Raw genomic sequence first — 25,372 nt, 5'->3', positions numbered from 1 at the left:
CATGTCTTGTCATTTATCTCATCGCTTGACTACCGTACATCGCGCGATATCGATGGCATTACTTTGTTCTATAAGCTATGCCGCGCTGTCCTCAAGCGCAAATGCCGCTACGATTGGTAAAACAGTGGTCACCTCAGCCCAACATGAGCCGCTAGTCGCAAGCATTGTGGTCACAGATATTCGAGCAGCAGATTTTTCAGCCAGTTTGGCAAATTCTGCGATTTATCAGCAAATGGGACTCACCCAAACCGACTCGATGACGGTGCGCTTCAGGCCCACCTCTGCGACCAGCGGTCAAGTCGTTATTACCACCTCAAAGCCTGTCTCCAAACCTTTTGCAGATGTAGTATTGACCATCAATGACAAAGGTCAACGCAATGTCATTCCCAAAACACTGTTGATGCCGTTAAATGACAGTCTGCCTATTAAAACACCCAAAAGCATTGTGACAGGCGCTGCAAAACCGAACTTACCAAGCGTATCCGCGAGTAACGCCAGACCACTGACTGTCAGAAAAGGGGCACCGCCGCCTTTAATGTCAACGTCTGATTTATCAGCGTCTCAGCCATCGACAAATGCATCAGGTACTACTAGGTTGCCAGTGGCTAATGTGCCAGTACCCAGTATTCAGAATCCTGCTGTACAAGCCCCTAGTGTCACAGCACCGACTGCGACCCCATCAGAAGGTGACAACCTTGCCTATGCCCCCAATCGTTTGGATAACGGGCGTTTGGACAATGGACAATTGGATAATGGCCGTCCCAATGCAAATGCTAGAACGAGCGATGCAAATACTATTGGCAGCAATGTAACTGACAATGCTATCAATAATGTCTCTAATGACAATTTCTCTAACGATAATTTCTCTAATGACAATTTCTCTAACGATAATGCCTTTAATAATAAGAACGTTGCCAGCAATATCATTAATGAGACACCTGCGCCAGTCGTTACTGACAAACAGTTGGATATTCTCAATATACAAGTCACTCGTCAGATACAACCAAGTGGCGAAAAAGCGGCAAATATGGTGGCAGCTTCCCCTACTGTAGCGACGACAGATACTGATGCCGTTAATGCTTTGAGCCCCAACTCAGATCCTAGCACGACTACTAATACCACTGCCTCGACTGGCAACATACCTACTAATATCACGGCGTCTGAAGCCATCACTAGCACGGCTGTATCTGACAATAATGCGGTATCTAGTGATGTAAGCGCCAGTAGCGCTACTGCGCAATATCAAGTACAACGCAACGATAGCTTATGGCTTATTGCGCAGCAAATTGCACAAGAAAATAATCTAGACGTCCCCATAGTGATGAAGCAGATTCAAGCACAAAACCCAGATGCTTTCATTAATAAAGACGCCGATCAATTAAAAGCAGATGCCAAACTAAGCTTGCCCAGTTACGACGTTATTCCCTCACAGAAAAAACTAGAATCGGCAATCAACGCGCAAAGACAATATAGCCGCAGAGCGAGTACGCCTGCTGTGACAAAGCGTGCTCAACCCCCTTCTAAAAAACCCTCTGAGATAGCAAAGGCGTCCAAGCCGCCTGAAACACCGGCGGTAACCAAAACTCAGACACTACCACAAGCGCAGTTCTCTGTACTTGCGCCCGATCGTAGTGGTAGTGCAGACGGTACGCAAACCAAATCCGCCACAAAAACAGGAAAAGGTCTAAGCACAGATATATTGGCGACGCTCAAGTCATCGAGACAAAGCACAGCGACGCAAGCTCAACAATTATCAAAGACCAGTAGTGCGCTTGATAGCTATACTAAAAAAATTCAATTACAAAACCAAAAACTGGCTGAGCTACAAGCTCGTCTTAAAAAACTACGCAATCAATAATTGCCTGACTGATCAATGCAATATGCCATGATCATAGGCGTGGGAGTAACTATGGACAATATGCTATATATCATCGCCGGATTGGTGCTTATCGTGTTAGTAGCTGGTTTAGTATTGCGCAAAAAGAAAGCCCAAGAGCCCTCAGTACAACCCGCTATCAAAACAGAAAAGAAAGCGGCGGTTGTAACACCAGCGGTTAAAACGAATAGTGATACTGCGACTCACAGCCGTGAGGATATTGATAAAAAATTCGATCACATTACGATTGCTCAGCGCTTTATAGATCAACAGCGCTATGACAAAGCGATTGAAACGCTTGATCGCGGCCTCACTGAAAAGCCGAATGATAGCCAGCTGTTATTGAAGCTGCTTGGCATCTACGCCACTATTGATCAGCCAGAAAACTTTAACCAAGTTTACGATGCCATTAAAGCGCATAATGACGCAAAAAGTATTGCGCAGGCCAATCAGTTAAAGGGTTTGTTTTTTGAAGAGCAAAGCCCAATTGCAGCGCAAGAATTACCCGTAGAAAATGATGCCAACTTTGAAAGTATTGACTTTGACTTACCTACCGGCCAGTTCGTTGATAACCAAGCAAATAACCAAAAGCCGTCATCGGATCAGTCAATGGCTCAAGATGACAGTCCTACTCTATCGGATGATTCAAGTCATGATGAAATCGCCCTCAGTGAGTTTGATCAAGCCAATTCAAGCACCGACGCGGTAGAAGATAGCTTTGATTTGACGCTAAGCGATTTTGAAGATGATTTCGACCAACCAGCGGCAACTGGTACCACACCTGTCACCTCATTAGACACAGAAAACAGTGAAAGCCTCAATAACCCTACTACCAATGAAACTAATAGCGATGAAACCGATAGCGATATCAGCGACTTTGATTTTAATTTTGACGTATCTGAAGACAGTAGTGCGCCAGCAGAGATCCCTGTCGCTACCAGCGGTTCTGATGACACTCGTGATGAGATAGCGTTAGAAAGCGATGAGTTCATTCTAGATTTTGATGATTTAGTAACGGATACTGAAACCAATACTAATGAAACGCTACCGGAAGCCTTGACTGTTGACTCCATTGAGGACAATGAGGATGACTTTGTTTTATCTTTAGATGATTTTGATGCATCAGATAGCACGGAAACCCCGTTAGAAGATGAGACGCCTCGTACTGAAGAACTTCGTTTGGAAGAGCCTAGTGTTCAAAAAACTAGTAGTGAAGAAGCTAGTTTGGAAGATAACAGCGACTTTGATAATTTTGTGCTCGAAGACCACGATTTCGAAAACACTGGTACTCAAGACAACAACCTTGAAGACAGTCCCGTTGAAAGTAGAGATCTTGAAACTGAGAATCTTACAAGCAACAGCTTTGAAGACATCAACCTTGAAGAAGTACGGTTCGATGACAATGATTTAGAAAACGACCTTACTGAAACGACCAATGTCACCCCAACTGCCCCAACTGACACCTTGGTATTGGATGACAATACGTTAATAGCAGATGACACTTTATTCAGTGATGACTTTGGGTTGGAAGATTCAACAGTACCTACTTCTGTAGCGCCTGTTACAGACAACACTGTTGTTACGACCGATGGCGACGCTGAATCAGCAGAAGACTTCTCATCACGTTTTTCAGCTGATTTTGACTTTGTAAAGTCATTGGATAGCAACCAAGTGACACTAGACTTAGCCAACCAATACATCCAATTGGGTGAATACGATAGTGCCAAGCGTTTATTAAATGAAGTCGTAGCACGCGGTAATGACGAGCAGCAAAACCAAGCAAAAATACTGCTTCAGCGTACGGCATAATAAATAGGTTGGTTCCTATTCAGCAAGTACTCTCCAGCAGGTACTCTTTGGTTGTATAACATAGAGTACTTGCTGTTTTTTTTGCATTCGACAGACATATTCCCTATTATTATCCCCTCTATTTTCTTTTATCGCCTCACAACTAAGCCATCTCTACTATGACAAAGACAATATCCGATCCTATTCAACTGATTTACGCTGGTGGTACTTTTGGTAGTTATGGCAAACCCTTAGCATCGTTATCAGCAGACGTGTTTTTACCTGTGTTACAAAAACTGCTGTCAGATCAAGAGAGCGCCACCCATTTATCAAAAATATCATGGTTGAACAATTCACTGATTAAAGACAGCAGTCAGTTAACACCCAATGATTTTGTGCATTTTTATCAGCTGATATTAGCAGCTTATGAGCAAGGTCATAGGCAATTTGTGTTGATCACTGGGACAGACACCTTAAGTTATTTGGGCGCGTTTTTAGCAGAAGCCTTTGCAGGCAGTGATATTTGTATTGTCCTCACTGGCAGTATGCGTCCGTTATTAGACGCTGAACAGCTGCATACTTATTGTGTCGATGCGCACAGCGACGCTTGGGACAATCTCAATGAAGCTTTAAGACTGGCAGGCGCTGGTGAATCTGGTGTCAAGATTCATTTTGGCGGTGAGGCATGGCCTGCACAAACGGTTCAAAAGATTCACAGTCATGATTTAATGGCCTTTACTGGTCACTCTCGAGCGGCATATCCGGCCAATAGTTATATAAAAAACCTACCAGATACTCGTCGCCAGCATTGGCTTGATGATCAGCAAAAAGTCTTGGGTGAGATACAAGAACGTGCTCAGAGCGTGCGTGTACAAGCCATTTATTGTTTGCCCAATGACGCCGAAACCATCAATCATCAATTACAAGCGGTATTGTCACAGCCACCATCTGGCATTATCTTATTGGGATTTGGGGCAGGCAATGTGCCTTATTCAAAAACATTAGCAGATACATTAGATCTTGCTTATAAAAAAGGCCATATGGTGATAGGTGCCAGCCAATGCCCATTTGGCGGTGTTAGCGATAATTACGCGGCCGGTAGTTGGCAGTACGAGCATCATGTCATTGCGGGTGGTCGTTTAACAATTCCCGCTATTTACGCGCGTCTGCTATGGTTGCTACTCCGTTATGACAGCCCAGCAAGACGCAAACAGCGCTGGTTGAACAATGTCAGCCAAACGGATATCACCATTAAAAAAAGATAAAAACCATTCCTTCTGTCTCACTTTATAAGCTTTAAAAATACAATGTCTAAAATTGAAATCGTGGCTGAAAACCAAACCAGCGAGCTTGACCCTACTCCAACCTATACGTTAGCCATTGCCATTGAGTTTTTGGGCACGCATTACCATGGTTGGCAGCGGCAACGAGAAGTAATGGGTGTACAACAAGCGTTAGAAGTGGCCATCGGTAAAGTCGCCAATGAATCCGTAGAGGTTGTTGCGGCTGGGCGTACCGATGCCAGCGTTCATGCCAGCAATATGATTGCGCATTTTACCACCCGTGCCTATCGCCCTACCCACAACTGGTTACGCGGCGTCAACAGCCTTTTGCCCGATGACATTGCTCTACGCTGGATTCAACCAATGCCAGCTGACTTTCACGCTCGTTTTGGTGCGATTGCTCGTCGCTACCGTTATATTACGCTCAATCAAGCTCAGCGTCCGGCGATACTTAACCATCAAGTCACCCATATTTACGAGCCGCTCGACTTGGCCGCGATGCAGCTGGCAGCGGCTGACATTGTTGGAACTCATGATTTTAGCAGCTACCGCGCGGCAGCCTGTCAATCCAATCAGCCAGTACGCAACGTTAGTCATGCCAACCTTTTTGCGCATGGTCAGTTCATTGTTTTTGATATTCAGGCAGATGGGTTTTTACATCACATGGTTCGTAACTTGATGGGTACGTTATACGCTATCGGAAGACATGAGCTTGCGCCAACAGATTTTTTGAACATTTTGCATAAAAAAGACCGTACTATAGCACCGCCCACTGCTTCTGGTGATGGCTTATACTTTATCAACGCTTACTATCCTGAGCACTTTCAACGATTACTACCTGACGCTCCTGTGACCCCTGTTTGGTTAAACTTACCCGACTAAATAATATAGACTTGCATACATATCACTTACAAGCTGTCAAGTCAAAACCAGGTTCTGTATTGCTTTAATCGACCAACTTACGTATAATATGGGCTTATTTTTAATCGATTGATATAAATTATGGCAAAAGACGATATTATTGAATTTGAAGGTGAAGTCATCGACACCCTTCCAAATACTTTGTTCAAAGTGCGTTTAGAAAACGGACACGAAATCATTGCGCACATTTCTGGCAAGATGCGTAAGCACTATATCCGTATCTTAACGGGCGATAAGGTTAAAGTTGAAATGACCCCTTATGACCTATCTAAAGGTCGTATTACTTATCGTGGCAAAAACTAAATCCTTATTTTTCAACTAAAATGGTTATAAGAGTATTCAGATACTTGCAGGCGATTGTCAAATAACATCACCTTTGATATGAATGCTTGAGTGGTTTAACTGATAATAATAATGAAAATGCTAACCTGCTCATTATTGCCTATCAATGTTTTAGTTTTGATTTAAGTGTTTTGTTTTTACCATAAAAAATACCGCTAGTCTCAGCGGTATTTTTTTGTCTAAATTTTATAAATCATCGAAGTATTACTTTTAATTACTTCTATCCTTTATTTAAATTCAACCGTAGCATCATTGTTAATCACGCCCAAAAGCGCTAACGCATCCCAATTGGTTAGGCGCACACAACCTGCTGATGCTTGGCGACTGATACGAGACGGATCTGGCGAACCATGAATACCATAAGTAGGTTTACTAAGACCAATCCAAACCAAACCAACGGGGTTATTAGGTCCTGGCGGAATAATAGACTTGGTACCATCATCAGCCGTGTACGTATAGTTAGGCTCGTGTACTTTCACCTTTACCGTATGTGTACCGGTAGGCGACGGTGTCGCCGTACTGCCCACTGTTGTTGGATAACTGGCGATTAACTCGTTGTTATCATCATAGGCGTACAATGTCTCAGTATTCTTATCAGCGACGACTCGGCTAACAGACTTGGTATTGGGATTGCCCGGATTATAGACCGTAATCGTCTCACCCGCAGTGAACTTGGCATTAGGATTAAGGGTTTTTAGATACTCCTCACTAACGTGAAACTTTTCTGCTAAGGCTTCCATAAGACTTTCATAGTACATGCCTTCAAGCTCGGCTTTTTCTTCTGCTTCAGCAGGTATCGTGATGGTTTTAACATTAACGTCTGCCTCACTTAACTGATAGCTCACTAATACTGGCTGTGACATCAACTTCTCATTTTTAGTCAGCGCTTGCCATGTCTCATTGTTCAAATCTTCAGTGACACTCAAACCATTGGCTTTTTGGAAGGCTTGCATGGCTTTACGCGTGTTTTTACCCCAGTATCCATCCACAGGTCCCACGCCATTATAGTGCCAGTTTAATAGTGCCTGCAATTTTGCCCCTGTCGTCCGGTTTATTTTTTCACCCGTTTTCCATGTTGCCGTATTTACCTTTTCTGCCATTGCGGGCAAATTGTCTGTCGTATATTTTATGGTAGGAAGTAGCTTATTAAGCGAATTTACCGTCTTACTATCCCCTGTCGGCTGCTGGCTAACACCATTCGTTACCGGACTCATATTATTATTAGTGATCGTACTTGTTGCCTGATTAGTGTTCATATTGTCGGGGGTTGCTGCAACGCTATGACTCATCAAAAAGGCGGTAGAAAGACCAATGGTGGCTATCGCTGTGCTTATCTTCTTTACTTGATACATTGAATGCTCCTAATTTTTATAAAAATACTCAGTTTGATTTTTTATACGATGGCTAAATTTGATTCGGTCACGCTGTATTTATTTTATATTTGATCAACTATGGTTACTTGAATCAAAAAAATTCCAATTCTTTAAAATTTATTGTTCGTATGCTTGGGTTTATTATTCCGTATTAAATAATGATTCATTAAATTGACCATGAATTTCTATTGTTTACAAGCACCCTATATTGTCATATTCTTCTGTGAGCATATAACAGCTTTGTGTTAAAAGGGCTCGCGTTATACAGTAACTCTGTTAATGGCCTTGTCGATTTATAAATATTTTAAATTCTTTTTTATCCATATATATCTTAATAGTAAACTCTCAATTTATAGGCAATAAAAAACCCATAAATTGCTAAACAATTTATGGGTAAATAAAACCATATAAACTTATATAGTCGATTCATTTTAAAACCGATACAATGTTACTGAGATAAGTTTTCGCTGCCTCTATCTATGAAAGCATAACAAGCAAGCAAGCAAGCAAAATTTAAACCAGTAGCACGTCGCTATTCATGTATCAATTGTGTTTGAACTGGCTGTATAAAAGTGATCAGTAGCAGAGCGATTGTACTTATACCAATTTGGCCAATACTGCTTGGCCCATCTCTTTACAACCTACTTGCTTTAGTCCTGACTCATTGCGATCTAAGATGTCTACTGTACGTAGGCCATCGTCCAAAACATCACTGACTGCTTGCTCAATGGCTTGCGCAGCTGCTTCTTGCTTAAAGGTATAACGAAGCATCATTGCCACAGATAAGATCGTCGCCAATGGGTTGGCTTTATCTTGTCCCGCAATATCAGGCGCTGAGCCGTGGCAAGGCTCATACATACCTTTGCCCGCTTCGTCCAAACTCGCTGACGGTAACATACCAATAGAACCAGTTAGCATTGCCGCTTCATCAGATAAAATATCACCGAACATATTGCCTGTGACCATCACATCAAACTGCTTAGGATCTTTGATCAGCTGCATGCAAGCGTTGTCAGCATACATATGAGATAGAGCCACATCACTATAATTGGCTTGTTGTAGCGCAATCATCGTCTGCTTCCACAATTCAGTGACCTCTAAAACATTGGCTTTATCCACTGAACAAACCTTTGGTGCCGTACCCGCTGCTTGCGCCCGCGTTTGTGCCAATTCAAAAGCAACCTTGCCGATACGATTGATCTCACTCGTACTATAGACCATGGTGTTGTAGCCTTGCTGCTCACCATTTTCTAATGTGCGAATACCGCGCGGCTCTCCAAAATAGATACCGCCCGTCAGCTCACGCACGATTAATAGATCGAGGCCTGAGATAATGTCAGGTTTGATGCTTGACGCGTTAGCAAGCTGCGGATACAGCTTTGCCACTCGTAGGTTTGCAAACAATCCAAGCTCACCGCGTATTTTTAGTAGACCGCGCTCTGGACGTTTACTGCGCTCAATTCCATCCCATTTAGGGCCACCTACCGCTCCTAACAATACGGCATCTGCTGCGCGTGCGCGCGCTAAAGTCTCATCTGGTAAAGGCTCACCAGTTGCATCAATGGCCACACCACCGATTAAACCAGATTCAAGTGTCAAACCCAACTCAAAGGTGTTATTGACCGCATTGAGTACATCAATAGCTTGGGTCATAATCTCAGGGCCGATACCATCGCCTGCTAATGTTAAAATCGTTGCCATACTGGTCCTTTTAAACGGGTAAGTTTTTATTGATTAATTGATTTATATTATTGGCGCGAAAGCTGTCGCAAAAAGTGCAGAATAACTTTTAAATAATAATATATGACTTTTATGCGCTAATTTTTTGATCGTTAGACACCTTTAATGACGCCTTACTCATTCCAGTTTCCACAAACTCACCTTGATGTTCAGCGTCCAACTGCTTGCAGAATCGACGCTTTACTTGACTGCCTTGTAGCAGATCAATACATAGCGGTTCAGGAGATGCCGTTTCTAACAAGCTACCAGAATTTGTAGCGGATTTTTTTTGATAAGCACGTAGCTGGTAGGTGCCAGCGTCGACAAAGTCGTGAATCATGGCAAAACGTTCTACATAGTCTCTATTATTTTCTGGATAAAAATTGACATGTACTTCGTGCTTGGCAGGCATGACTCGAGCGTAATAATTGGTCAAACCTGGCATAGCAGATGCGGACAAAGGAACTATTTTTATGTCTTTTTTACCAATTAATGGCTTCATATCGATATTGATTGGTGCGGTTGTCGTATTGTTAACTGTAGGACTTTTAGCGCTGTCGTAACTTGGCAAAGTTGCCAGCATCCTTGAATCAACGGGTTCATGGCTGTCAGACGAGATAACCAACGTTCTATCTATCTGCACAATTTCGCAGTGATATGTACCCACGCAGGCAATATTCACTTCACCATCGATAGGTTGAATCTTATTTGTCCATACCGTTGCGTTGTCTGCCTTGTCTATTTGCTGATACCCGGTTAATACCTGACAGCCTGATAACAATAGGCTTGCGGCAAAAGTCATGCTTGTCCATAACGCATAATGTTTTTTATTCATAATGGCGGCTACTATTTATAAGAAAGATAATAAAATAATATAAAAAATTGTCTCTTATTTTAGCCAGTTCACCGCCATAACTCAACTTAACGCGACATTGTTATTGTCCCACGCATTTATAGGCAATATGAACCGTCGTTTATAAACTTGTCATTTATGCGCGTACGTCATTGAATATCCAAGGCGTTTTTTGCATCATCTTATGTTCATAGTCTTTGATAGCGTCGCTTTGTTGCAACGTCAATCCGATATCATCAAGCCCATTTAATAAGCAATGTTTGCGAAACGCGTCCACTTCAAAAGCATATTCTTTACCTGTCGGCGTGATCACCACCTGACGCTCAAGATCTGCGGTTAGCTGATAGCCTTCATTGGCGAAGGTGGCTTTCATCAAAGTATCAACAATCGCTTCATCCAACACAATCGGTAACATACCGTTTTTAAAGCAATTGTTATAAAAAATATCAGCAAAGCTCGGTGCGATAACCGTACGAAAACCATACTCTGATAACGCCCAAGGCGCATGTTCTCGGCTAGAGCCACAACCAAAGTTTCTACGTGCTAGCAAAATCGTCGCACCTTGGTAACGCGGTTTGTTCAAAACAAAATCTGGATTAATAACACGGGTGCTATTGTCCTGACCCGGATAACCATCGTCGAGATAACGCCAATCGTCAAATAGATTCACGCCAAAGCCTGTCCGTTTAATAGACTTTAAAAACTGTTTGGCAATGATTTGATCGGTGTCGACATTTGCGCGATCAAGTGGGCACACGATACCCGTTTGCGTGTTATAAGCTTGCATAAAATGTCCTATCAACTATATCGTCATTAAAGAATATTGTCATTGATGAGTATTGGTCACTGACTAATGAAAGTAATATCCACCTTAAAAGGTTCTGACATCTACAAAGTGGCCCGCGAGCGCTGCTGCTGCTGCCATCGCTGGACTGACTAAGTGCGTGCGCCCACCATTGCCTTGACGACCTTCAAAGTTACGATTAGACGTAGAGGCACAATGCTCTTGCGGCTCAAGCTTATCGGCATTCATTGCAAGACACATAGAGCAGCCCGGCTCACGCCACTCAAACCCAGCCTCAGTAAATACTGCATCAAGCCCTTCTGCTTCTGCTTGCAATTTCACTTGTCCAGAGCCTGCAACCACGATGGCTTCTTTAATATTATTGGCAACTTTACGGCCTTTGATCACAGCAGCAGCGTCACGCAAATCTTCGATGCGAGAGTTGGTACACGAGCCAATAAAAATACGATCAAGCTGAATATCGGTGATTTTTTGGCCTGCTTCTAACCCCATGTAAGTATAAGCGCGCAACCATCCTTCCTCTTGCGCCTCATCAACAGCTTGATCAGGAGTCGGCACTGACTGCGTAATATCAACGACCATTTCAGGAGAGGTTCCCCAAGATACTTGCGGCGCTATTTGGCTACCATCAATTTCAACGACTGCATCAAATACCGCGTCATCATCTGAAGATAGAGTGCGCCAATAGCTTTCTGCTTGCTGCCATTGTGATTCGTTGGGCGCATAAGGGCGACCTTTAACATAATCAATGGTAGTGTCATCGACGGCGACCATGCCCACACGAGCGCCCGCTTCAATCGCCATGTTACAAACGGTCATGCGACCTTCCATACTCATGTCTTCAAACACTTGGCCTGCAAATTCAATCGCATACCCTGTCCCACCTGCCGTGCCAATTTTTGCAATAATAGCCAACACCACGTCTTTCGATGTCACGCCAGCCCCAAGCTTACCGGTGACACGGACTTGCATATTTTTTGATTTCTTTTGAATCAAACACTGCGTTGCTAAGACATGCTCAACCTCAGAGGTACCGATACCATGAGCCAAACAGCCAAGCGCGCCGTGTGTGGCGGTATGTGAATCCCCGCAAACCACTGTCATGCCCGGTAGCACGAGACCTTGCTCTGGTCCGACCACATGCAAAATACCTTGACGAGCATCGTTAATAGTAAATTCAGCAATATCAAATTTGGTACAGTTATCATCCAATGTGACGACTTGGAGGCGAGATACCTTATCTTTGATACCAGGCACTCCTTCTAATCGTTCTTTGGATACGGTTGGTACATTATGATCAGGGCTTGCGATATTGGCAGACAAACGCCATGGCGCTCTATTAGCCAATTCCAGACCTTCAAATGCTTGTGGACTTGTCACTTCATGCAACAAATGGCGGTCAATATAAATCAGGCTTGAACCATCGTCACGTTTGGTGATTTCGTGAGCGTTCCAAAGTTTGTCGTACAACGTTTGACCGGCCATATTTTTATCCTTCATTGGTTACTCATCATTGAATGTTTCGCTTGCCTATATGGGATAAACGAAACATTCGTTTAAATACTATCTATATCTGATATTTTACGTTTAGACCTTTTTAGAAAAACGTGTTCCTTCTCAAAAAGAACTGTTACAAGTAGCGTTTATAAAAACGCTATATTCTATAAAATCAGGTTGCTACTGGTGTTTATTGCAGCATTTGACTAACAAAACAAGCTTTTTATCGCAAATGATGCAGTTAACATAATAAATATGTCTCAATGCGCCTTGATGTCTTGTGATTATAGCAGGCTAATTCTATAATAATAATTGATGATTTTTAACCAGATGCAAACTTTTATTTCTAATACATCTTGATTGAGTCAATCAACGATTATTTATAGCTCATTGAATAGCTAAGGACCCCCGCTTGAATACCACGAACTTAACAACATTTGTTACTGTCATGCACACAGGCAGTATATCGGGCGCAGCAGAAAAACTGTTTATCACTCAGCCTGCTGTTAGTAAGCGTATCAAAAATTTGGAAGATGAATTTAACATCACTTTGTTTGATACGGTCGGGCGCGGCATTGTCCCAACCCAAGCCGCCAGTGAAATGTTGCCTCATGCCAAGCGGTGGCTAGAAGACTATGAGAACTTTAAAATCAATCTGCAACATTCCCAGCACATTGTATCCGGTAAATTGGTCATCGGAACCAGTCACCATATTGGTTTACACCACTTGGCCCCCGTGCTCAAACATTTTATTCAAACTTATCCAGCCGTACAATTAGAAGTGCATTTTGTCGATTCTGAAAAGGCACACAAAGCGGTATTGGACGGTGATTTGTCGTTGGCATTTGTTACCCTTCCGCCAGTTTATGACAAACGTTTGAGCTATCATACGTTATGGTCTGATCCTCTGTACTTCATGACCGGTACTTTGTCACCTTTAGCCACCAAGTCCAATGTGACCTTGGAGCAATTGGCACGCTATCCTGCCATTTTACCCTCTGCTAATACCTTTACCAGTCAGATTACTCTAGCTGAATTCGCTAAGCACAATCTCAAACCTTATGCCACCATGAGCACCAATCCCCTTGAGTCTATTCGCATGTTGGTATCGGTGGGACTTGGTTGGTCAGTATTGCCACAAACCATGATCAGTCAAGATTTAGAACGCATCAATATGGCCGATAATATCGAGCTACAACGCTACTTAGGCGTGGTTATCAATCCGAAGCTCACTCAATCTAGTAGTGTGACGGCTTTATTAGATTTGCTTGCACCGCTTGAATAGAAATAGCTTATGGTACTGAAAATAATTCACGATGAAAAGACGTTGTTCGCATTTGCCGCATTCATGCGTTATAATGCATGCAACGCTGTTTTTCAACAAAAATTTACCATAAGAGCACTGATAGTCATATATTGAATATTTCGCGTAAGATATGATGGTTAACAGTAGGTTTAATGGTTTTACATGATTGGTTATAGAGACTAACGCCTGTCTTTAAATCAACAGCAGATCTGAGCAGCCAATTTAAATAGAGGGAATGCGACATTCCCGTTGCTCCTTTTCTTTGCTTATGAGTATTGACCAAATACCAATCATATAAGACCAACAGCGAATACTGCAATAAGCCATTATGTCCTACTTAATGGCTTTTTTTGTCTTTAAATATTGTTTTAAACATCGCTTTGCATGATCTAAATTTTATAGTTACGAATAATTACTGCCAATAATATTGGTTAAGGACAATTTATATGAATGGAGTTTCTAGTGGGGTACTGATATCACTTGGTGCCTATTTCTTAGTGATGATTGGGATTGGGATTTACGCTTATTTTAAGCAAGCCAATGATACTGAAGGCTATATGCTTGGTGGTCGTAGTTTAGGTCCCGCGGTTACTGCCCTTTCTGCAGGTGCGTCTGATATGTCAGGTTGGTTATTACTTGGCTTACCAGGTGCCATGTACGCTGATGGTGTGGTAAGTGCTTGGATTGCCATTGGCTTAACCTTAGGTGCTTTTTTAAACTATATCATCGTGGCACCCAGACTTCGTGTTTATACCGAGGTTGCTGATAACGCCATTACCCTACCTGACTATTTTGCCAATCGTTTCGAAGACAAGTCGCACATGCTGCGCGTTATTTCTGCCTTGGTTATTATCTTATTCTTTACCATTTATACAGCCGCAAGTTTAGTAGGCGGTGGTAAGCTGTTCGTCAGCTCACTCAATCTGTCTTATGGTACAGGTCTATGGGTTACTGCTGGTGTGGTGGTCGCTTATACCCTATTCGGTGGTTTCTTAGCTGTATCCATGACCGATTTTGTACAAGGTATTATCATGTTGTTTGCGATGGTAATTGTGCCTATCGTCGCCTTGACTGATCTTGGAGGCGTTTCAGCCACGACTAACGCCATCAGAAACATCGATCCTAGTATGTTAGATATCACTAGCGGTATGACGGTGCTTGGTGTTGTCTCGCTCCTCGCTTGGGGGCTTGGCTATTTTGGTCAGCCGCATATTATCGTGCGTTTCATGGCGATTCGTTCCGTAAAGGATGTACCTACTGCACGTAACATCGGTATGAGCTGGATGATTGTCAGTCTTATCGGTGCTTGTGCAACAGGTATTGCTGGCCGTGCCTATGTACAAAAAACCGCCATGACACTCGATGATCCAGAAACTATCTTTTTAGTATTTACTCAGTTCTTATTCCATCCGTTGGTTTCAGGCTTCTTATTGGCCGCTATCTTAGCAGCGATTATGAGTACTATTTCATCGCAGCTACTAGTGGTATCAAGCTCACTGACCAAAGACGTTTATAAACTGTTCTTTGATCAAGACGCGCCAGAAGCTCGCCAAGTATTGGTCGGTCGTATTTCAGTCATTATCGTCGCTGTTGTAGCTATTATGCTGGCGTCCAATCCAGACAGTTCAGTATTGAATCTGGTATCCAATGCTTGGGCAGGATTTGGAGCAGCGTTCGGACCGTTGGTCATCTTCAGCCTGACATGGCGCCGGATGAATCGTAACGGCGCTGTTGCTGGTATGGTTGTTGGTGCTCTGACCGTAATCTTATGGATTTATGGACCTTTTGAAATGAACGGTGTACCGCTAGGTAGCTGGTTATTTGCTATTGTTCCAGGCTTTATTTTAAGTACCATTGCCATTTTTGCTGTTAGTATCATGACTGGTGGTCCAAAACCTTCAGTATCTGCCAAATATAAAGAAATGGAACTGAATTTAAATAAGTAAGTGTAAACTTCTTTTCAACGAAAAACCTCGCCATCAGTGGCGAGGTTTTTTATTATAAGTCATACATCGCAATCAATGAAAAAGACAAATTTATCTATTCTTTACTACAAATGTAATGCATCCAGTCGACTTGTTTTATAGAGTTATTTATACCTTTCCATTTAACGCTTTACTTTACGAAGCATCTAAGTATTTGGAGTCGATTCCGATTATTAATAAAGTGCATAGACAGTTAGCACAAATTTTTACTTGCTATGTCGTTGTCTACAGACTCTACAAGAAACTTATCCCACTGCCTCCTTTTATATTAATCTATAGTCGATCCTAAATAAAATGGATACAAGAAAGGATAGAGCGAGACTGTAACCAATTTTTCTTGCTTGCTTTGCCTTTTTTATATTGGATTGACTATCATTCTATTGAGCATCATGTATAAAAGACTGGGTATACAATGAGTTAAGCAGTACATGAGCAGTGGAAAGATTACGACATCGATCTAAACAATATCTTTTTTAAAACATCACTGTGAATTCCGTTATAGCATGTTTTTTGGATGCACCATAAAAAAGCGACCCATTACGGATCGCTTTTTTTAACTACTCATCGGTTGTGATAGATAAGGTTACTATTTGATATCTTGATAAGAAAGTTTCAGACCTAAGATATAACCATTGTTGTCCTCAAAGTCTCCAACGATTTTACCCGTTGGTAAACGACCTTTGGCATCACCGAACCATAAGTATTTACCACCAGCTGAGACTGCCCAGTTTTCAGTGAAGTTGTACTTGGCACCAAGACCAGCACTATAATACCCGTCGACAGGACCCAGTGATGTGGTTGGATCACCAGCACCGCTATCCCAACCTACGGTACCGCTGATCGCAAGTGCAGGCGCCACACGCTTAGCCAAACCTAACTCAACCTGCCACTGGTCATCGTCATACTCAACCAAGTTCAATCCATCAGGACCATAAAGACCACTATCTACACTAACGTCATTATAAAGTGGCGGTGTAATAACAAAATCACTCCACGGTACCCAGCGTACTTTTGCAGTAGCTAGTGTTGTCGGATTAATACCTGTTTGAAAATCGAAATTAACTGATTTAGGAGTAGAGATCTCATAATTGCTGTTTCGATTTGCTGCCGCTGCCCCTAAAGCGGCTGCTTGTTCTGGAGTAGCTCCTTGTTGAAGAGCACCTGCTTCAGTTCTAATACCTGCTATCGGATAAGTTTCAGATATATTTATATCATGGTCAATTTCAGAACGATAAGTCAAAGCAGCTTTTAACGCAATTTCAGGTTTACTATATGAGATACCGGCGATATAACCATAGTCCATATCAGGATTACTGGTTGATGTATAACCAGTAGCAGGCCCATAAGCCAATCCACGTAGTTTGGTGTCAGCTCGTATGCGTTGTGCTACCGGACCACCATATACTTGGAACTCTTTGTTGGTACCAAACTTCATACCAAGAATACCTGTTAAGCTCTCACTACGAACCTCAACATTGGTGTTTTCGCCTGCATTACCTGCTTCGGCTTGAGCTATGGCTACAGCCCCCCGCAATCCATCTAACTGAGCTTGCTGTGCTGGGGTTAACACACCAGCCGTTTCTCCAGGGGTAAGTGCATCAATTCCAGCCTGCGCTGTTGCAAGATTTGGAGCTCCGCCATTAGTAATAGAAGCAATGGAAGCATCAATATCTCCTTTGGAAACAAAGTTGCTATCTCCGCCGTACTCAGCCGCTGCCCCAAATGGCTCATCGTATAAAATACCAACGCTAAAGGTGTCATTGATATCTGTTTTTACGCCATAACGAAAGAAGTCGTAAGCTTCCGCAATATCGCCCGTTTTATCACCACGCTCGTAATCAAGGACAGAGGGATTCTCATTGGCACTATCATAACCGCTCACATCAGCATCAATATAAGTGTAAACGGCTTCTGCATAAGTACCATCTTGTAAGAAGGCGGTGACGTCTTGCCCCGAACGATCAAGACCAGCCGCGTTCGTTACGCTAGCAACAGAGAGAGTAGCAATTGCTACTGCGAGGGTTTTCAAATGAAAGGTGTTGCGCATTGTGTATCTCCAAACGTCCTCGTTGTTTAATTCGCTTTAATCATCTATGTATCGCATTACTGCGCACAACATTTTGATCATCAAAGCGGTGTCCTAAGTTGAATACTAATGCCTTTTTGACACTAAAACAACAATTAAAGCACTTTATTTCGCGAATATGACTGAACAGTACACATAACATGTAAGTAGAATACAGTTATTTGTCTTGCACAATTAATCATTTTGGTTTAATCCTGTGGTCAAATTAGCGAGCCGTTTACATCAAATTTTTTCAACATAAGTTTGATAATGATTAAGGTTCAATAAAAAAGCGACCCATTACGGATCGCTTTAATTATTATCACAAATTTTATAGTAAAGTTAGACTATGTATTACTGGGCTTGGTAAGACAGCTTAGCACCAAGGATGAAACCATCGTTGTTTTCAAAATCACTTACGATTGCTTTGGTCGGGATTTGACCTTCAGCATCACCGAACCATAGGTATTTGCCGCCCGCTGACACTGCCCAATTTTCGGTAAGGTTATATTTTGCCCCAAGACCTGCACTATAATAACCTTCGATAGGACCCAAAGAAGTCACTGGGTTACCCGCACCACTATCCCAACCAACCGTACCTGTTACAGCAAATGCTGGTGTCAAACGTTTAGCAAGACCTAACTCTACCTGCCATTGATCATCGTCATAGTCAACCAATGGTAAACCTTTATCATCACGAGTTGACTGCTTGCTCACTTCATTGTAAAGCGGTGGTACGATGGAAAAATCACCCCAAGGTACCCAGCGAACTTTTGCCGTGGCTAACGTTGTTGGATTGATACCAGTCTGGAAATCAAAATTAACCGATTCAGGGGTAGTAATATCTATTTTACCGCCTTGAGTTGCTTCGCCACCTAGCACTGCTACAACTGGATAGGTTTCACCAATATTCAAGCTATGGTCAATCTCAGAGCGATACGTTAAGGCTGCTTTTAGAGCGATTTCAGGCTTGCTATAAGCAAAACCAGCGATATAACCATAATCCGTGCCAGGACTAATATGGGCGGTGTAACCAGTCGCTGGACCATAAGCACTACCACGCAGTCTTACATCTGCTTTAACACGCTGGGCTACAGGGCCACCATACACTTGAAACTCTTTATTCGAACCAAACTTAGCACCAAGAATACCTGTAATGTTTTCACTACGAACTTCAACCTTAGTACCTTCAGTATTCGAAAGCTGACCAGCGGCATAGTCATTTAGTGCTTCTAATGGTGCCAATTGCGCTTCACCAGCTGCAACTTGTGCTCGACCAGCTTCAATCTGTGGACGTAAAGCTGATTCGAGTGCAGGATTTGCTGCAACTGCTGCTTCAGCTTGACTGATTTGCTCTCTACCTGCTGCTAAGGTTTGTTGAACCCCTTCAACATAAGTATTTAAGCCTTGAGCAGAGTTCACTTCTGGTAATCTTTCACTTAGTTGTGAGGCAATTAGATTATCTATCGCTGCAGTAGGAGCGCCTACAAAATTATTGTCGCCAATGTAATCAGCTGCGGCGCCAAATGGTTCATCGTATAAGATACCAACACTGAACGTGTCATTGACATCAGCCTTTACACCATAGCGGAAAAAATCATAAGACTCTGCAATATCGTCGATCTTATTACCTGATGCATCTTTACCCGTAACATCAGCATCGATATAGGTGTAAACAGCTTCGGCGTATAGGCCATCTTGTAAGAATGCGGTGACATCTTGACCTGAACGATCAAGACCAGCAGCGCTAGCAACGCCAGCAATAGAAAGAGTAGCAACTGCTACTGTGAGAGTTTTTAAATGAAAATTCGCCCGCATTTTGTATCTCCAAACATCCGCATTGTTTTACTACTGACACCATTTTCATTAGGTCAGTAGCATCCGAGGTAAGCGATATTAAAGATTTTTGCACATGAAGACAACTACAAAAACACATTATTTCGCTATTATGACCAAATAGTCATAATAAAGTAAGTCGCGTGTCTAACTTCCGCTGTATACAATTTGGTTAATGTAGTTTTAATTTTCAATAATGTGGAGGCCTATCTGCCAATAAGTCAAAAGGCGCAATACCTGCTTCTGAATCTTGGTTTTCAACCTGTTTATAGATAAGTTGCAACTGACGTTGTAAGGTCTGTATGTCCTTATCCTGGCGCGCAATGACGTCATCTAATCTCTCTACTGTCATCTCAAGATGCGCCATACTCATCTGTAAATCGATAAGTTGTTGCGCTTGCCATTCAACAGATGGATCTGGCTTATCGCTCGGTTTATTCGCTTGGCTCATACTCTTCTCTGAATTATAAAAATATAGGACTGATAAAATTTACTTAACATATCGGTGAGCTATCTCTAAATAGCACCACCAACTATATGATAATGATGATAAAATAGTAGTGAAGAATAGAAATTATAAGCTGCTAATGGTAAAACCTATAAATAGTGCTTATAAAACGCTTTGCGCTCACTACAGTCATGTGGTGGCATGTTATACTGCTGACCATTTTGCAACAACCCCTACCTCACTATTATATAAGCTTAAGACATTCTATGGCACTGATACATTTAAAAGACATCCACTTAGCTTTTGGCGTCGCTCCCGTTCTTGATGGCATTGATTTTTCGATCAATGCTGGTGAGCGTGTCTGTTTAATCGGACGCAATGGCGAAGGCAAATCCACCTTATTCAAACTGATCAATGGCTCTTTGCAGCCTGACAGCGGCGAGATTATTACCAATAGCAGTATGCGTGTCGCCATGCTAGAACAAGACGTTCCTGAAACGAGTGGACGTATTTTAGATATCGTCATGGGCGGCAGTCGCCGTACGGCTGACTTGCTGATCAACTATAATAAGCAAGTTGATCTTTGTGCCAACGGTGATATGGATGCCTGTGAGCATATGGCAACGCTACAGCATGACATCGATGCGGTACATGGCTGGGATTTAGAACGCGATGCTAGGCGTCTGATTACCACCATGGGACTCGATCCAGAAGACGATTTGTCTTCACTGTCCGGTGGTCGTAAGCGCCGTGTCTTACTCGCCAGATCCTTGGTCACTAAGCCTGATGTGTTGTTACTCGATGAGCCAACCAACCATTTGGACGTTGAGAGCATTGAATGGCTCGAGCGCTTCTTACTAGATTGGCAGGGGCTCACGCTATTGTTCGTGACCCATGATAGAGCGTTTGTGAACAAATTGGCTACGCGTATTGTTGAGCTTGACCGTGGTCAATTGACCAGCTATGACGTCACCCAAGGCGCAAAAGGTTATGCACGCTACCAAGAGCTAAAAGAGCAGCAATTATTGGCTGAAGAAAAGAACAATGCCAACTTTGACAAAAAACTGGCACAAGAAGAAGTTTGGATTCGTCAAGGCATCAAAGCCCGTCGTACCCGTAACGAAGGTCGCGTACGCGAACTAAAAGCCTTACGTGAAGAGCGTAGTGGTCGCCGCGAGCAGGTCGGTAACGTCAATATCACCATGGGTGAAGGCGAAAAAAGCGGCAAGCTGGTTTGTAAAGTCAAAAACCTTCATCTTGAATATGATGGCAATGTCTTAGTAGACAACTTTAGCACCACGATTATGCGCGGTGACAAGATTGGTATTGTCGGCCCCAACGGCGCTGGTAAAACCACATTAATCAAAGCCCTACTTGATATGTCTGACGATGAAGTGAACAAAACTGGCAATGTTGAGCTGGGTACCAATTTACAAATTGCGTTTTTTGATCAGTTGCGCGATCAGTTAGACCTTGAAGCCAGCGTGGCTCAAAACGTCTCAGAAGGCTCTGATTTCGTTGAAGTTGGCGGTCGTAAAACCCATATTATGAGTTATTTACAAGACTTTTTGTTTGCGCCAGAACGCGCGCGTACTCCTGTCAAAGCCTTATCAGGCGGTGAGCGTAACCGCGTACTATTGGCCAAACAACTATTAAAGCCCGCTAACATTCTAGTGCTAGATGAGCCAACCAATGATTTGGATATGGCAACTCTCGAACTATTAGAAGAATCTGTCAGTAGCTTTAATGGCACTATCTTACTTATCAGTCATGATCGCTCATTTATGGACAATGTGGTTACCTCCACTTGGGTGTTTGATCAGGATGAAGATGGTAAAGGCATTGTGAAAGAGTATGTCGGTGGCTATCAGGAGTACTTGGTACAAAAAAGTCGTGAAGAAGCGGCTCGCGCTGCTAGAGCGCCAGTCAATAACGGTACCGGTAATAAAGCTGCTAATAAGTCAGCCGTGACAACGAAACCTGAAAAGACGGTCAAAAAACTCAATTATAATGAACAGCGTGAACTTGATAATTTACCGAAAGAGATTGCGGCACTAGAAGCAGAACAAAGTCAGCTACAAGCAAAACTAGCTGATGGTTCTTGGTTTACTCAAGATATTGATGCGGCCACTGCTGCTAGCGAGCGCTTGTTGACAATCGAAGATGAAATGATGACTAAGCTTGAACGTTGGAGTACCCTTGAGGGCTAATCGTCATAAATAGACCATTATCGATATAGAAATATCGATTGCACGCGCTCATCTTTATGTTGATAAATAATCGAAAGTCATAAAATAATCACTGCTTTATCTTATAAAGTGGTGATTATTGGTTTATGGCACTGTTACATTCTGATTAGATACTGAAAGTTAGTGAACATTACCGCAATTTCAAGTATCATTCTCTATTGCTAAATATCCTTATTACTTATAAGGTCATTACTTTATAATACCTAGCAAAAAAATTAGAGGTTAGACATTGATAATCTTGTCATTTTGCCAAAATTATCGTATTCAACCTTCTAATATGTCCTATGAAGGTTGCGTTATTTTTAACACAATAATTTATTTTATCACCGAAATAGCTTAGAATAGCAACAATTAGCAAAATTAGGCACAGCCAAAGTGGCTTGATATTGTATATTTTCTAAGCCACAAACCCAGTGTGGGATAATCCCATTTCATTCACCTGGAGGAAGTATTAATGAGCCAAGCCGAAGGCGTTAATGTACAACGCCGTAGAGTTCTTATTGCCTCAACTGCCGCAATTGGTGCAGCTGGGGTAGCTGCTGTGGCAACCCCTTTTGTCCGTTCTTGGTATCCAAGCGCTAAAGCTGAAGCGGCAGGAGCTGCTGTAACTCAAGATATTGGTGCTATCGAAGCAGGACAAATGATCGTTGTCAAATATCGTGGCAAACCTATTTATGTGGTTAAGCGTACCGAAGAGATGATCGCAGGACTAGAATCAGTCAAACCTTTGTTGTCTGATCCTGACTCTAGTGCCTCAGTGCAACCTGAATACTGTACCAATCCTACTCGCTCTTTAGAACCAACGGTATTAGTGGTTGAAGGCGTTTGTACACATTTAGGCTGTGCACCAAACTACCGCCCTGATGTGGGCGCGGCTGACTTGGGTGGTAACGACTGGTATGGCGGATTTTTCTGCCCATGCCATGGGTCGAAGTATGACTTAGCAGGTCGCGTTTTTAGTGGCGTGCCTGCACCGCTGAATTTACCCATCCCAGAATACGGTATGGATGGTACCATCTTAACGGTTGGGGAGGCTTAATATGAGTATGGGTAAAAAGTTAATGCATTGGGTGGACGCGCGTTTTCCAGCGACTGAAACCTATGAATACCATATGTCAAAGTACTATGCACCAAAGAACTTTAACTTTTGGTATTTCTTTGGCGTTCTATCAATGATTGTATTGGTCAACCAATTGGTGACCGGTATATGGCTGACAATGATGTACAACCCAAGTGCCGAAGGGGCATTTGCCTCTGTTGAGTACATCATGCGTGACGTAAAAGGTGGTTGGCTCATTCGTTATATGCACTCAACAGGTGCCTCTGCCTTCTTCGTTGTGGTCTATCTGCACATGTTCAGAGCCCTGCTCTATGGTTCATACCAAAAACCTCGTGAGCTTATTTGGCTCATCGGTATGGGTATTTACCTAGCATTGATGGCTGAAGGTTTCTTTGGATATCTACTGCCTTGGGGTAACATGTCATTTTGGGGTGCGCAGGTTATTTTGAACCTTCCGGCGGCGTTACCAGTGATTGGTGATGGTCTTGCTGAATGGGTACGTGGTGACTATATCATCTCAGGTATCACGCTAAACCGCTTCTTTGCTCTCCATGTGGTTGCTATTCCACTAGTCCTTGTGGGCTTAGTATTCATGCATATTGTGGCGCTTCATCATGTGGGTTCAAACAACCCAGATGGTATCGATATCAAGAAACTAAAAGACAAAAATGGTGTGCCATTAGATGGTATTGAATTCCATCCCTACTACACTGTGCATGACATGGTTGGTATCGTTGTCTTCTTTATCTGCTTCTTTGCAGTGGTGTTCTTCTTCCCAGAAGGCGGCGGCTTCTTCCTTGAGCCACCAAACTTTGAAACAGCGAACTCCCTAAAAACACCAGCACACATCGCACCAGTATGGTACTACACGCCATTCTACGCCATCTTACGTGCGGTTCCTGATAAGCTGGGTGGTGTTATCGCAATGGGTGCAGCAATTGCCGTCTTATTCTTGATTCCATGGCTTGATAGATCGCCTGTACGCTCTATGCGTTACAAAGGTATCTTGTCGAAGATTGCACTGACTGTTTTTGCTATTAGCTTTGTTGTATTAGGATACTTGGGTGCGACGCCTGCAACACCAACGGCAACCATTATGGCTCGCGTATTCACGATTCTATATTTCTTGTTCTTCTTACTGATGCCTTTCTACACTGCCATTGAGAAGTGTAAACAGCCACCAGAACGCGTTACCGGAGGTCACTAATGAGCACGCTAATTAAATCCCTAGCAGGTCTAGGCTTAGGCGCGGCATTAACCTTGACTGCTGGTTCGGCAATGGCAGCTGGTGGTCATGGATGTGGTACGTTCGTGAACGCTGAAGGTGTGGAAGAGCATTTGGCTTGTAGTACGGCTCCTATTGATTTTACCAATAAGGGCTCGCTACAAAACGGTGCGAAAACTTTTATGAACTACTGTGCCGGTTGTCATTCGGCAAAGTACGTTCGTCACTCTCGTATCGCAAAAGATCTAGAGATACCACCTGAGCTGGTTGAAAAGTATCTGATGGTCACTACTGATCAAATCGGTGACCATATCAATGCTGAGATTGATCCTGACATTCAAGCATCATGGTTTGGCGCAGCGCCTCCTGATTTATCGCTTGAAACCAGATTGCGCGGTGATGATTGGGTATATACTTACTTGCTCTCGTTTTATGAAGACCCTAGCCGTCCTTGGGGTGCTAATAACTTAGTGCTACACAATGCGGCAATGCCTCACGTTTTGCATAATATGCAAGAACAGTTGAGTGCAGAAGAGTTTCAGAGCGAAGTTGGTGATCTGGTCAACTTTATGGCGTGGATGGCAGAACCTCAACGTCATAACCGTCAAGTCATTGGTTTCTTTGTGATTTTATTCTTATTGGTCTTACTCATTCCAGTATACTTGTTGAACAAAGAATTCTGGAAAGACGTAAAATAAGTCAGTAATCAAAAGACCAACTTTTCGCGCAAAAAAGGCACTA

The 25,372-nt window shown here is 42.8% G+C and carries 19 protein-coding genes; 11 read left to right on the top strand and 8 right to left on the bottom strand.

Annotated features, from left to right (window positions below; translation table 11 throughout):
* Window position 1: 1 nt before the first annotated feature.
* The 5 genes from AAJP47_RS08670 (at window position 2) to infA (ending at window position 6,171) form a co-directional block, all read left to right on the top strand.
* Entirely contained in the window at window positions 2-1,858 is a 1,857-nt protein-coding gene (locus AAJP47_RS08670) for a type IV pilus assembly protein FimV (protein ID WP_346717522.1), read from the top strand.
* 51 nt (window positions 1,859-1,909) lie between these two features.
* Window positions 1,910-3,685 (top strand): FimV/HubP family polar landmark protein, encoded by a 1,776-nt coding sequence (locus tag AAJP47_RS08665; RefSeq protein ID WP_346717521.1) that lies wholly within the window; start codon window positions 1,910-1,912, stop codon window positions 3,683-3,685.
* Window positions 3,686-3,843: 158 nt separating this feature from the next.
* The gene (locus AAJP47_RS08660; RefSeq protein WP_346717520.1) at window positions 3,844-4,929 is read left to right on the top strand and encodes an asparaginase; all 1,086 of its coding nucleotides are present in this window, start codon (window positions 3,844-3,846) and stop codon (window positions 4,927-4,929) included.
* 42 nt (window positions 4,930-4,971) lie between these two features.
* Window positions 4,972-5,829 (top strand): tRNA pseudouridine(38-40) synthase TruA, encoded by an 858-nt coding sequence (truA, locus tag AAJP47_RS08655; protein ID WP_346717519.1) that lies wholly within the window; start codon window positions 4,972-4,974, stop codon window positions 5,827-5,829.
* 120 nt (window positions 5,830-5,949) lie between these two features.
* On the top strand, window positions 5,950-6,171 hold the full coding sequence (gene infA / locus AAJP47_RS08650; protein WP_021814850.1) for a translation initiation factor IF-1: 222 nt from the start codon (window positions 5,950-5,952) through the stop codon (window positions 6,169-6,171).
* Window positions 6,172-6,437: 266 nt separating this feature from the next.
* Here the strand turns inward: infA and AAJP47_RS08645 are convergent, their stop codons facing one another.
* From AAJP47_RS08645 to leuC, 5 genes are all read right to left on the bottom strand, one after another.
* A complete protein-coding gene (locus AAJP47_RS08645) occupies window positions 6,438-7,562 on the bottom strand; it encodes a L,D-transpeptidase family protein (protein ID WP_346717518.1) in 1,125 nt (374 codons plus the stop codon).
* 618 nt (window positions 7,563-8,180) lie between these two features.
* Entirely contained in the window at window positions 8,181-9,284 is a 1,104-nt protein-coding gene (gene leuB, locus AAJP47_RS08640; RefSeq protein WP_346717517.1) for a 3-isopropylmalate dehydrogenase, read from the bottom strand.
* A gap of 109 nt (window positions 9,285-9,393) precedes the next feature.
* The gene (locus tag AAJP47_RS08635) at window positions 9,394-10,137 is read right to left on the bottom strand and encodes a hypothetical protein (RefSeq protein ID WP_346717516.1); all 744 of its coding nucleotides are present in this window, start codon (window positions 10,135-10,137) and stop codon (window positions 9,394-9,396) included.
* Window positions 10,138-10,291: 154 nt separating this feature from the next.
* Window positions 10,292-10,942 carry a 3-isopropylmalate dehydratase small subunit gene (gene leuD, locus AAJP47_RS08630; RefSeq protein ID WP_346717515.1) on the bottom strand — a complete coding sequence of 217 codons (651 nt, stop codon included), beginning with the start codon at window positions 10,940-10,942 and terminating at the stop codon, window positions 10,292-10,294.
* Window positions 10,943-11,026: 84 nt separating this feature from the next.
* A complete protein-coding gene (gene leuC / locus AAJP47_RS08625) occupies window positions 11,027-12,445 on the bottom strand; it encodes a 3-isopropylmalate dehydratase large subunit (RefSeq protein ID WP_346717514.1) in 1,419 nt (472 codons plus the stop codon).
* 424 nt (window positions 12,446-12,869) lie between these two features.
* Between leuC and AAJP47_RS08620 the strand changes: the two genes are divergently transcribed.
* Complete coding sequence (locus tag AAJP47_RS08620; protein WP_346717513.1) at window positions 12,870-13,742, top strand: LysR family transcriptional regulator; 873 nt, start codon at window positions 12,870-12,872, stop codon at window positions 13,740-13,742.
* A gap of 467 nt (window positions 13,743-14,209) precedes the next feature.
* A complete protein-coding gene (gene putP, locus AAJP47_RS08615) occupies window positions 14,210-15,709 on the top strand; it encodes a sodium/proline symporter PutP (protein WP_346717512.1) in 1,500 nt (499 codons plus the stop codon).
* Between the two features lie 625 nt (window positions 15,710-16,334).
* Here putP and AAJP47_RS08610 read toward each other — a convergent pair.
* The 3 genes from AAJP47_RS08610 to AAJP47_RS08600 form a co-directional block, all read right to left on the bottom strand.
* Entirely contained in the window at window positions 16,335-17,795 is a 1,461-nt protein-coding gene (locus AAJP47_RS08610) for an outer membrane protein transport protein (RefSeq protein ID WP_346717511.1), read from the bottom strand.
* A gap of 372 nt (window positions 17,796-18,167) precedes the next feature.
* Window positions 18,168-19,631 (bottom strand): OmpP1/FadL family transporter, encoded by a 1,464-nt coding sequence (locus AAJP47_RS08605; RefSeq protein ID WP_346717510.1) that lies wholly within the window; start codon window positions 19,629-19,631, stop codon window positions 18,168-18,170.
* Window positions 19,632-19,839: 208 nt separating this feature from the next.
* A complete protein-coding gene (locus tag AAJP47_RS08600; protein ID WP_346717509.1) occupies window positions 19,840-20,100 on the bottom strand; it encodes a SlyX family protein in 261 nt (86 codons plus the stop codon).
* Between the two features lie 263 nt (window positions 20,101-20,363).
* On the opposite strand from AAJP47_RS08600, the gene AAJP47_RS08595 reads away from it, so the two are divergent.
* From AAJP47_RS08595 to AAJP47_RS08580, 4 genes are all read left to right on the top strand, one after another.
* A complete protein-coding gene (locus tag AAJP47_RS08595; RefSeq protein ID WP_346717508.1) occupies window positions 20,364-22,307 on the top strand; it encodes an ATP-binding cassette domain-containing protein in 1,944 nt (647 codons plus the stop codon).
* A 493-nt stretch (window positions 22,308-22,800) separates the two neighbouring features.
* Complete coding sequence (petA, locus tag AAJP47_RS08590) at window positions 22,801-23,385, top strand: ubiquinol-cytochrome c reductase iron-sulfur subunit (protein ID WP_346717507.1); 585 nt, start codon at window positions 22,801-22,803, stop codon at window positions 23,383-23,385.
* Between the two features lie 22 nt (window positions 23,386-23,407).
* Complete coding sequence (locus AAJP47_RS08585; protein WP_178379291.1) at window positions 23,408-24,613, top strand: cytochrome b; 1,206 nt, start codon at window positions 23,408-23,410, stop codon at window positions 24,611-24,613.
* Window positions 24,613-25,329 (top strand): cytochrome c1, encoded by a 717-nt coding sequence (locus AAJP47_RS08580; RefSeq protein WP_346717506.1) that lies wholly within the window; start codon window positions 24,613-24,615, stop codon window positions 25,327-25,329. The genes AAJP47_RS08585 and AAJP47_RS08580 overlap by 1 nt, the downstream gene beginning before the upstream one ends.
* Window positions 25,330-25,372 lie beyond the last annotated feature (43 nt).

The sequence above is a fragment of the Psychrobacter halotolerans genome, assembly GCF_039680845.1.
Taxonomy (GTDB): domain Bacteria; phylum Pseudomonadota; class Gammaproteobacteria; order Pseudomonadales; family Moraxellaceae; genus Psychrobacter.
The sequence above is the reverse complement of the archived record's forward strand: the minus strand, read 5'-3'. Positions and strand labels throughout refer to the sequence as shown.

Bases quoted from the DNA above. Each gene is read 5' to 3' on its own strand.
- AAJP47_RS08670 (WP_346717522.1), top strand. From the start codon at position 2: ATGTCTTGTCATTTATCTCATCGCTTGACTACCGTACATCGCGCGATA.
- AAJP47_RS08665 (WP_346717521.1), top strand. From the start codon at position 1,910: ATGGACAATATGCTATATATCATCGCCGGATTGGTGCTTATCGTGTTA.
- AAJP47_RS08660 (WP_346717520.1), top strand. From the start codon at position 3,844: ATGACAAAGACAATATCCGATCCTATTCAACTGATTTACGCTGGTGGT.
- truA (WP_346717519.1), top strand. From the start codon at position 4,972: ATGTCTAAAATTGAAATCGTGGCTGAAAACCAAACCAGCGAGCTTGAC.
- infA (WP_021814850.1), top strand. From the start codon at position 5,950: ATGGCAAAAGACGATATTATTGAATTTGAAGGTGAAGTCATCGACACC.
- AAJP47_RS08645 (WP_346717518.1), bottom strand. From the start codon at position 7,562: ATGTATCAAGTAAAGAAGATAAGCACAGCGATAGCCACCATTGGTCTT.
- leuB (WP_346717517.1), bottom strand. From the start codon at position 9,284: ATGGCAACGATTTTAACATTAGCAGGCGATGGTATCGGCCCTGAGATT.
- AAJP47_RS08635 (WP_346717516.1), bottom strand. From the start codon at position 10,137: ATGAATAAAAAACATTATGCGTTATGGACAAGCATGACTTTTGCCGCA.
- leuD (WP_346717515.1), bottom strand. From the start codon at position 10,942: ATGCAAGCTTATAACACGCAAACGGGTATCGTGTGCCCACTTGATCGC.
- leuC (WP_346717514.1), bottom strand. From the start codon at position 12,445: ATGGCCGGTCAAACGTTGTACGACAAACTTTGGAACGCTCACGAAATC.
- putP (WP_346717512.1), top strand. From the start codon at position 14,210: ATGAATGGAGTTTCTAGTGGGGTACTGATATCACTTGGTGCCTATTTC.
- AAJP47_RS08610 (WP_346717511.1), bottom strand. From the start codon at position 17,795: ATGCGCAACACCTTTCATTTGAAAACCCTCGCAGTAGCAATTGCTACT.
- AAJP47_RS08605 (WP_346717510.1), bottom strand. From the start codon at position 19,631: ATGCGGGCGAATTTTCATTTAAAAACTCTCACAGTAGCAGTTGCTACT.
- AAJP47_RS08600 (WP_346717509.1), bottom strand. From the start codon at position 20,100: ATGAGCCAAGCGAATAAACCGAGCGATAAGCCAGATCCATCTGTTGAA.
- AAJP47_RS08595 (WP_346717508.1), top strand. From the start codon at position 20,364: ATGGCACTGATACATTTAAAAGACATCCACTTAGCTTTTGGCGTCGCT.
- petA (WP_346717507.1), top strand. From the start codon at position 22,801: ATGAGCCAAGCCGAAGGCGTTAATGTACAACGCCGTAGAGTTCTTATT.
- AAJP47_RS08585 (WP_178379291.1), top strand. From the start codon at position 23,408: ATGCATTGGGTGGACGCGCGTTTTCCAGCGACTGAAACCTATGAATAC.
- AAJP47_RS08580 (WP_346717506.1), top strand. From the start codon at position 24,613: ATGAGCACGCTAATTAAATCCCTAGCAGGTCTAGGCTTAGGCGCGGCA.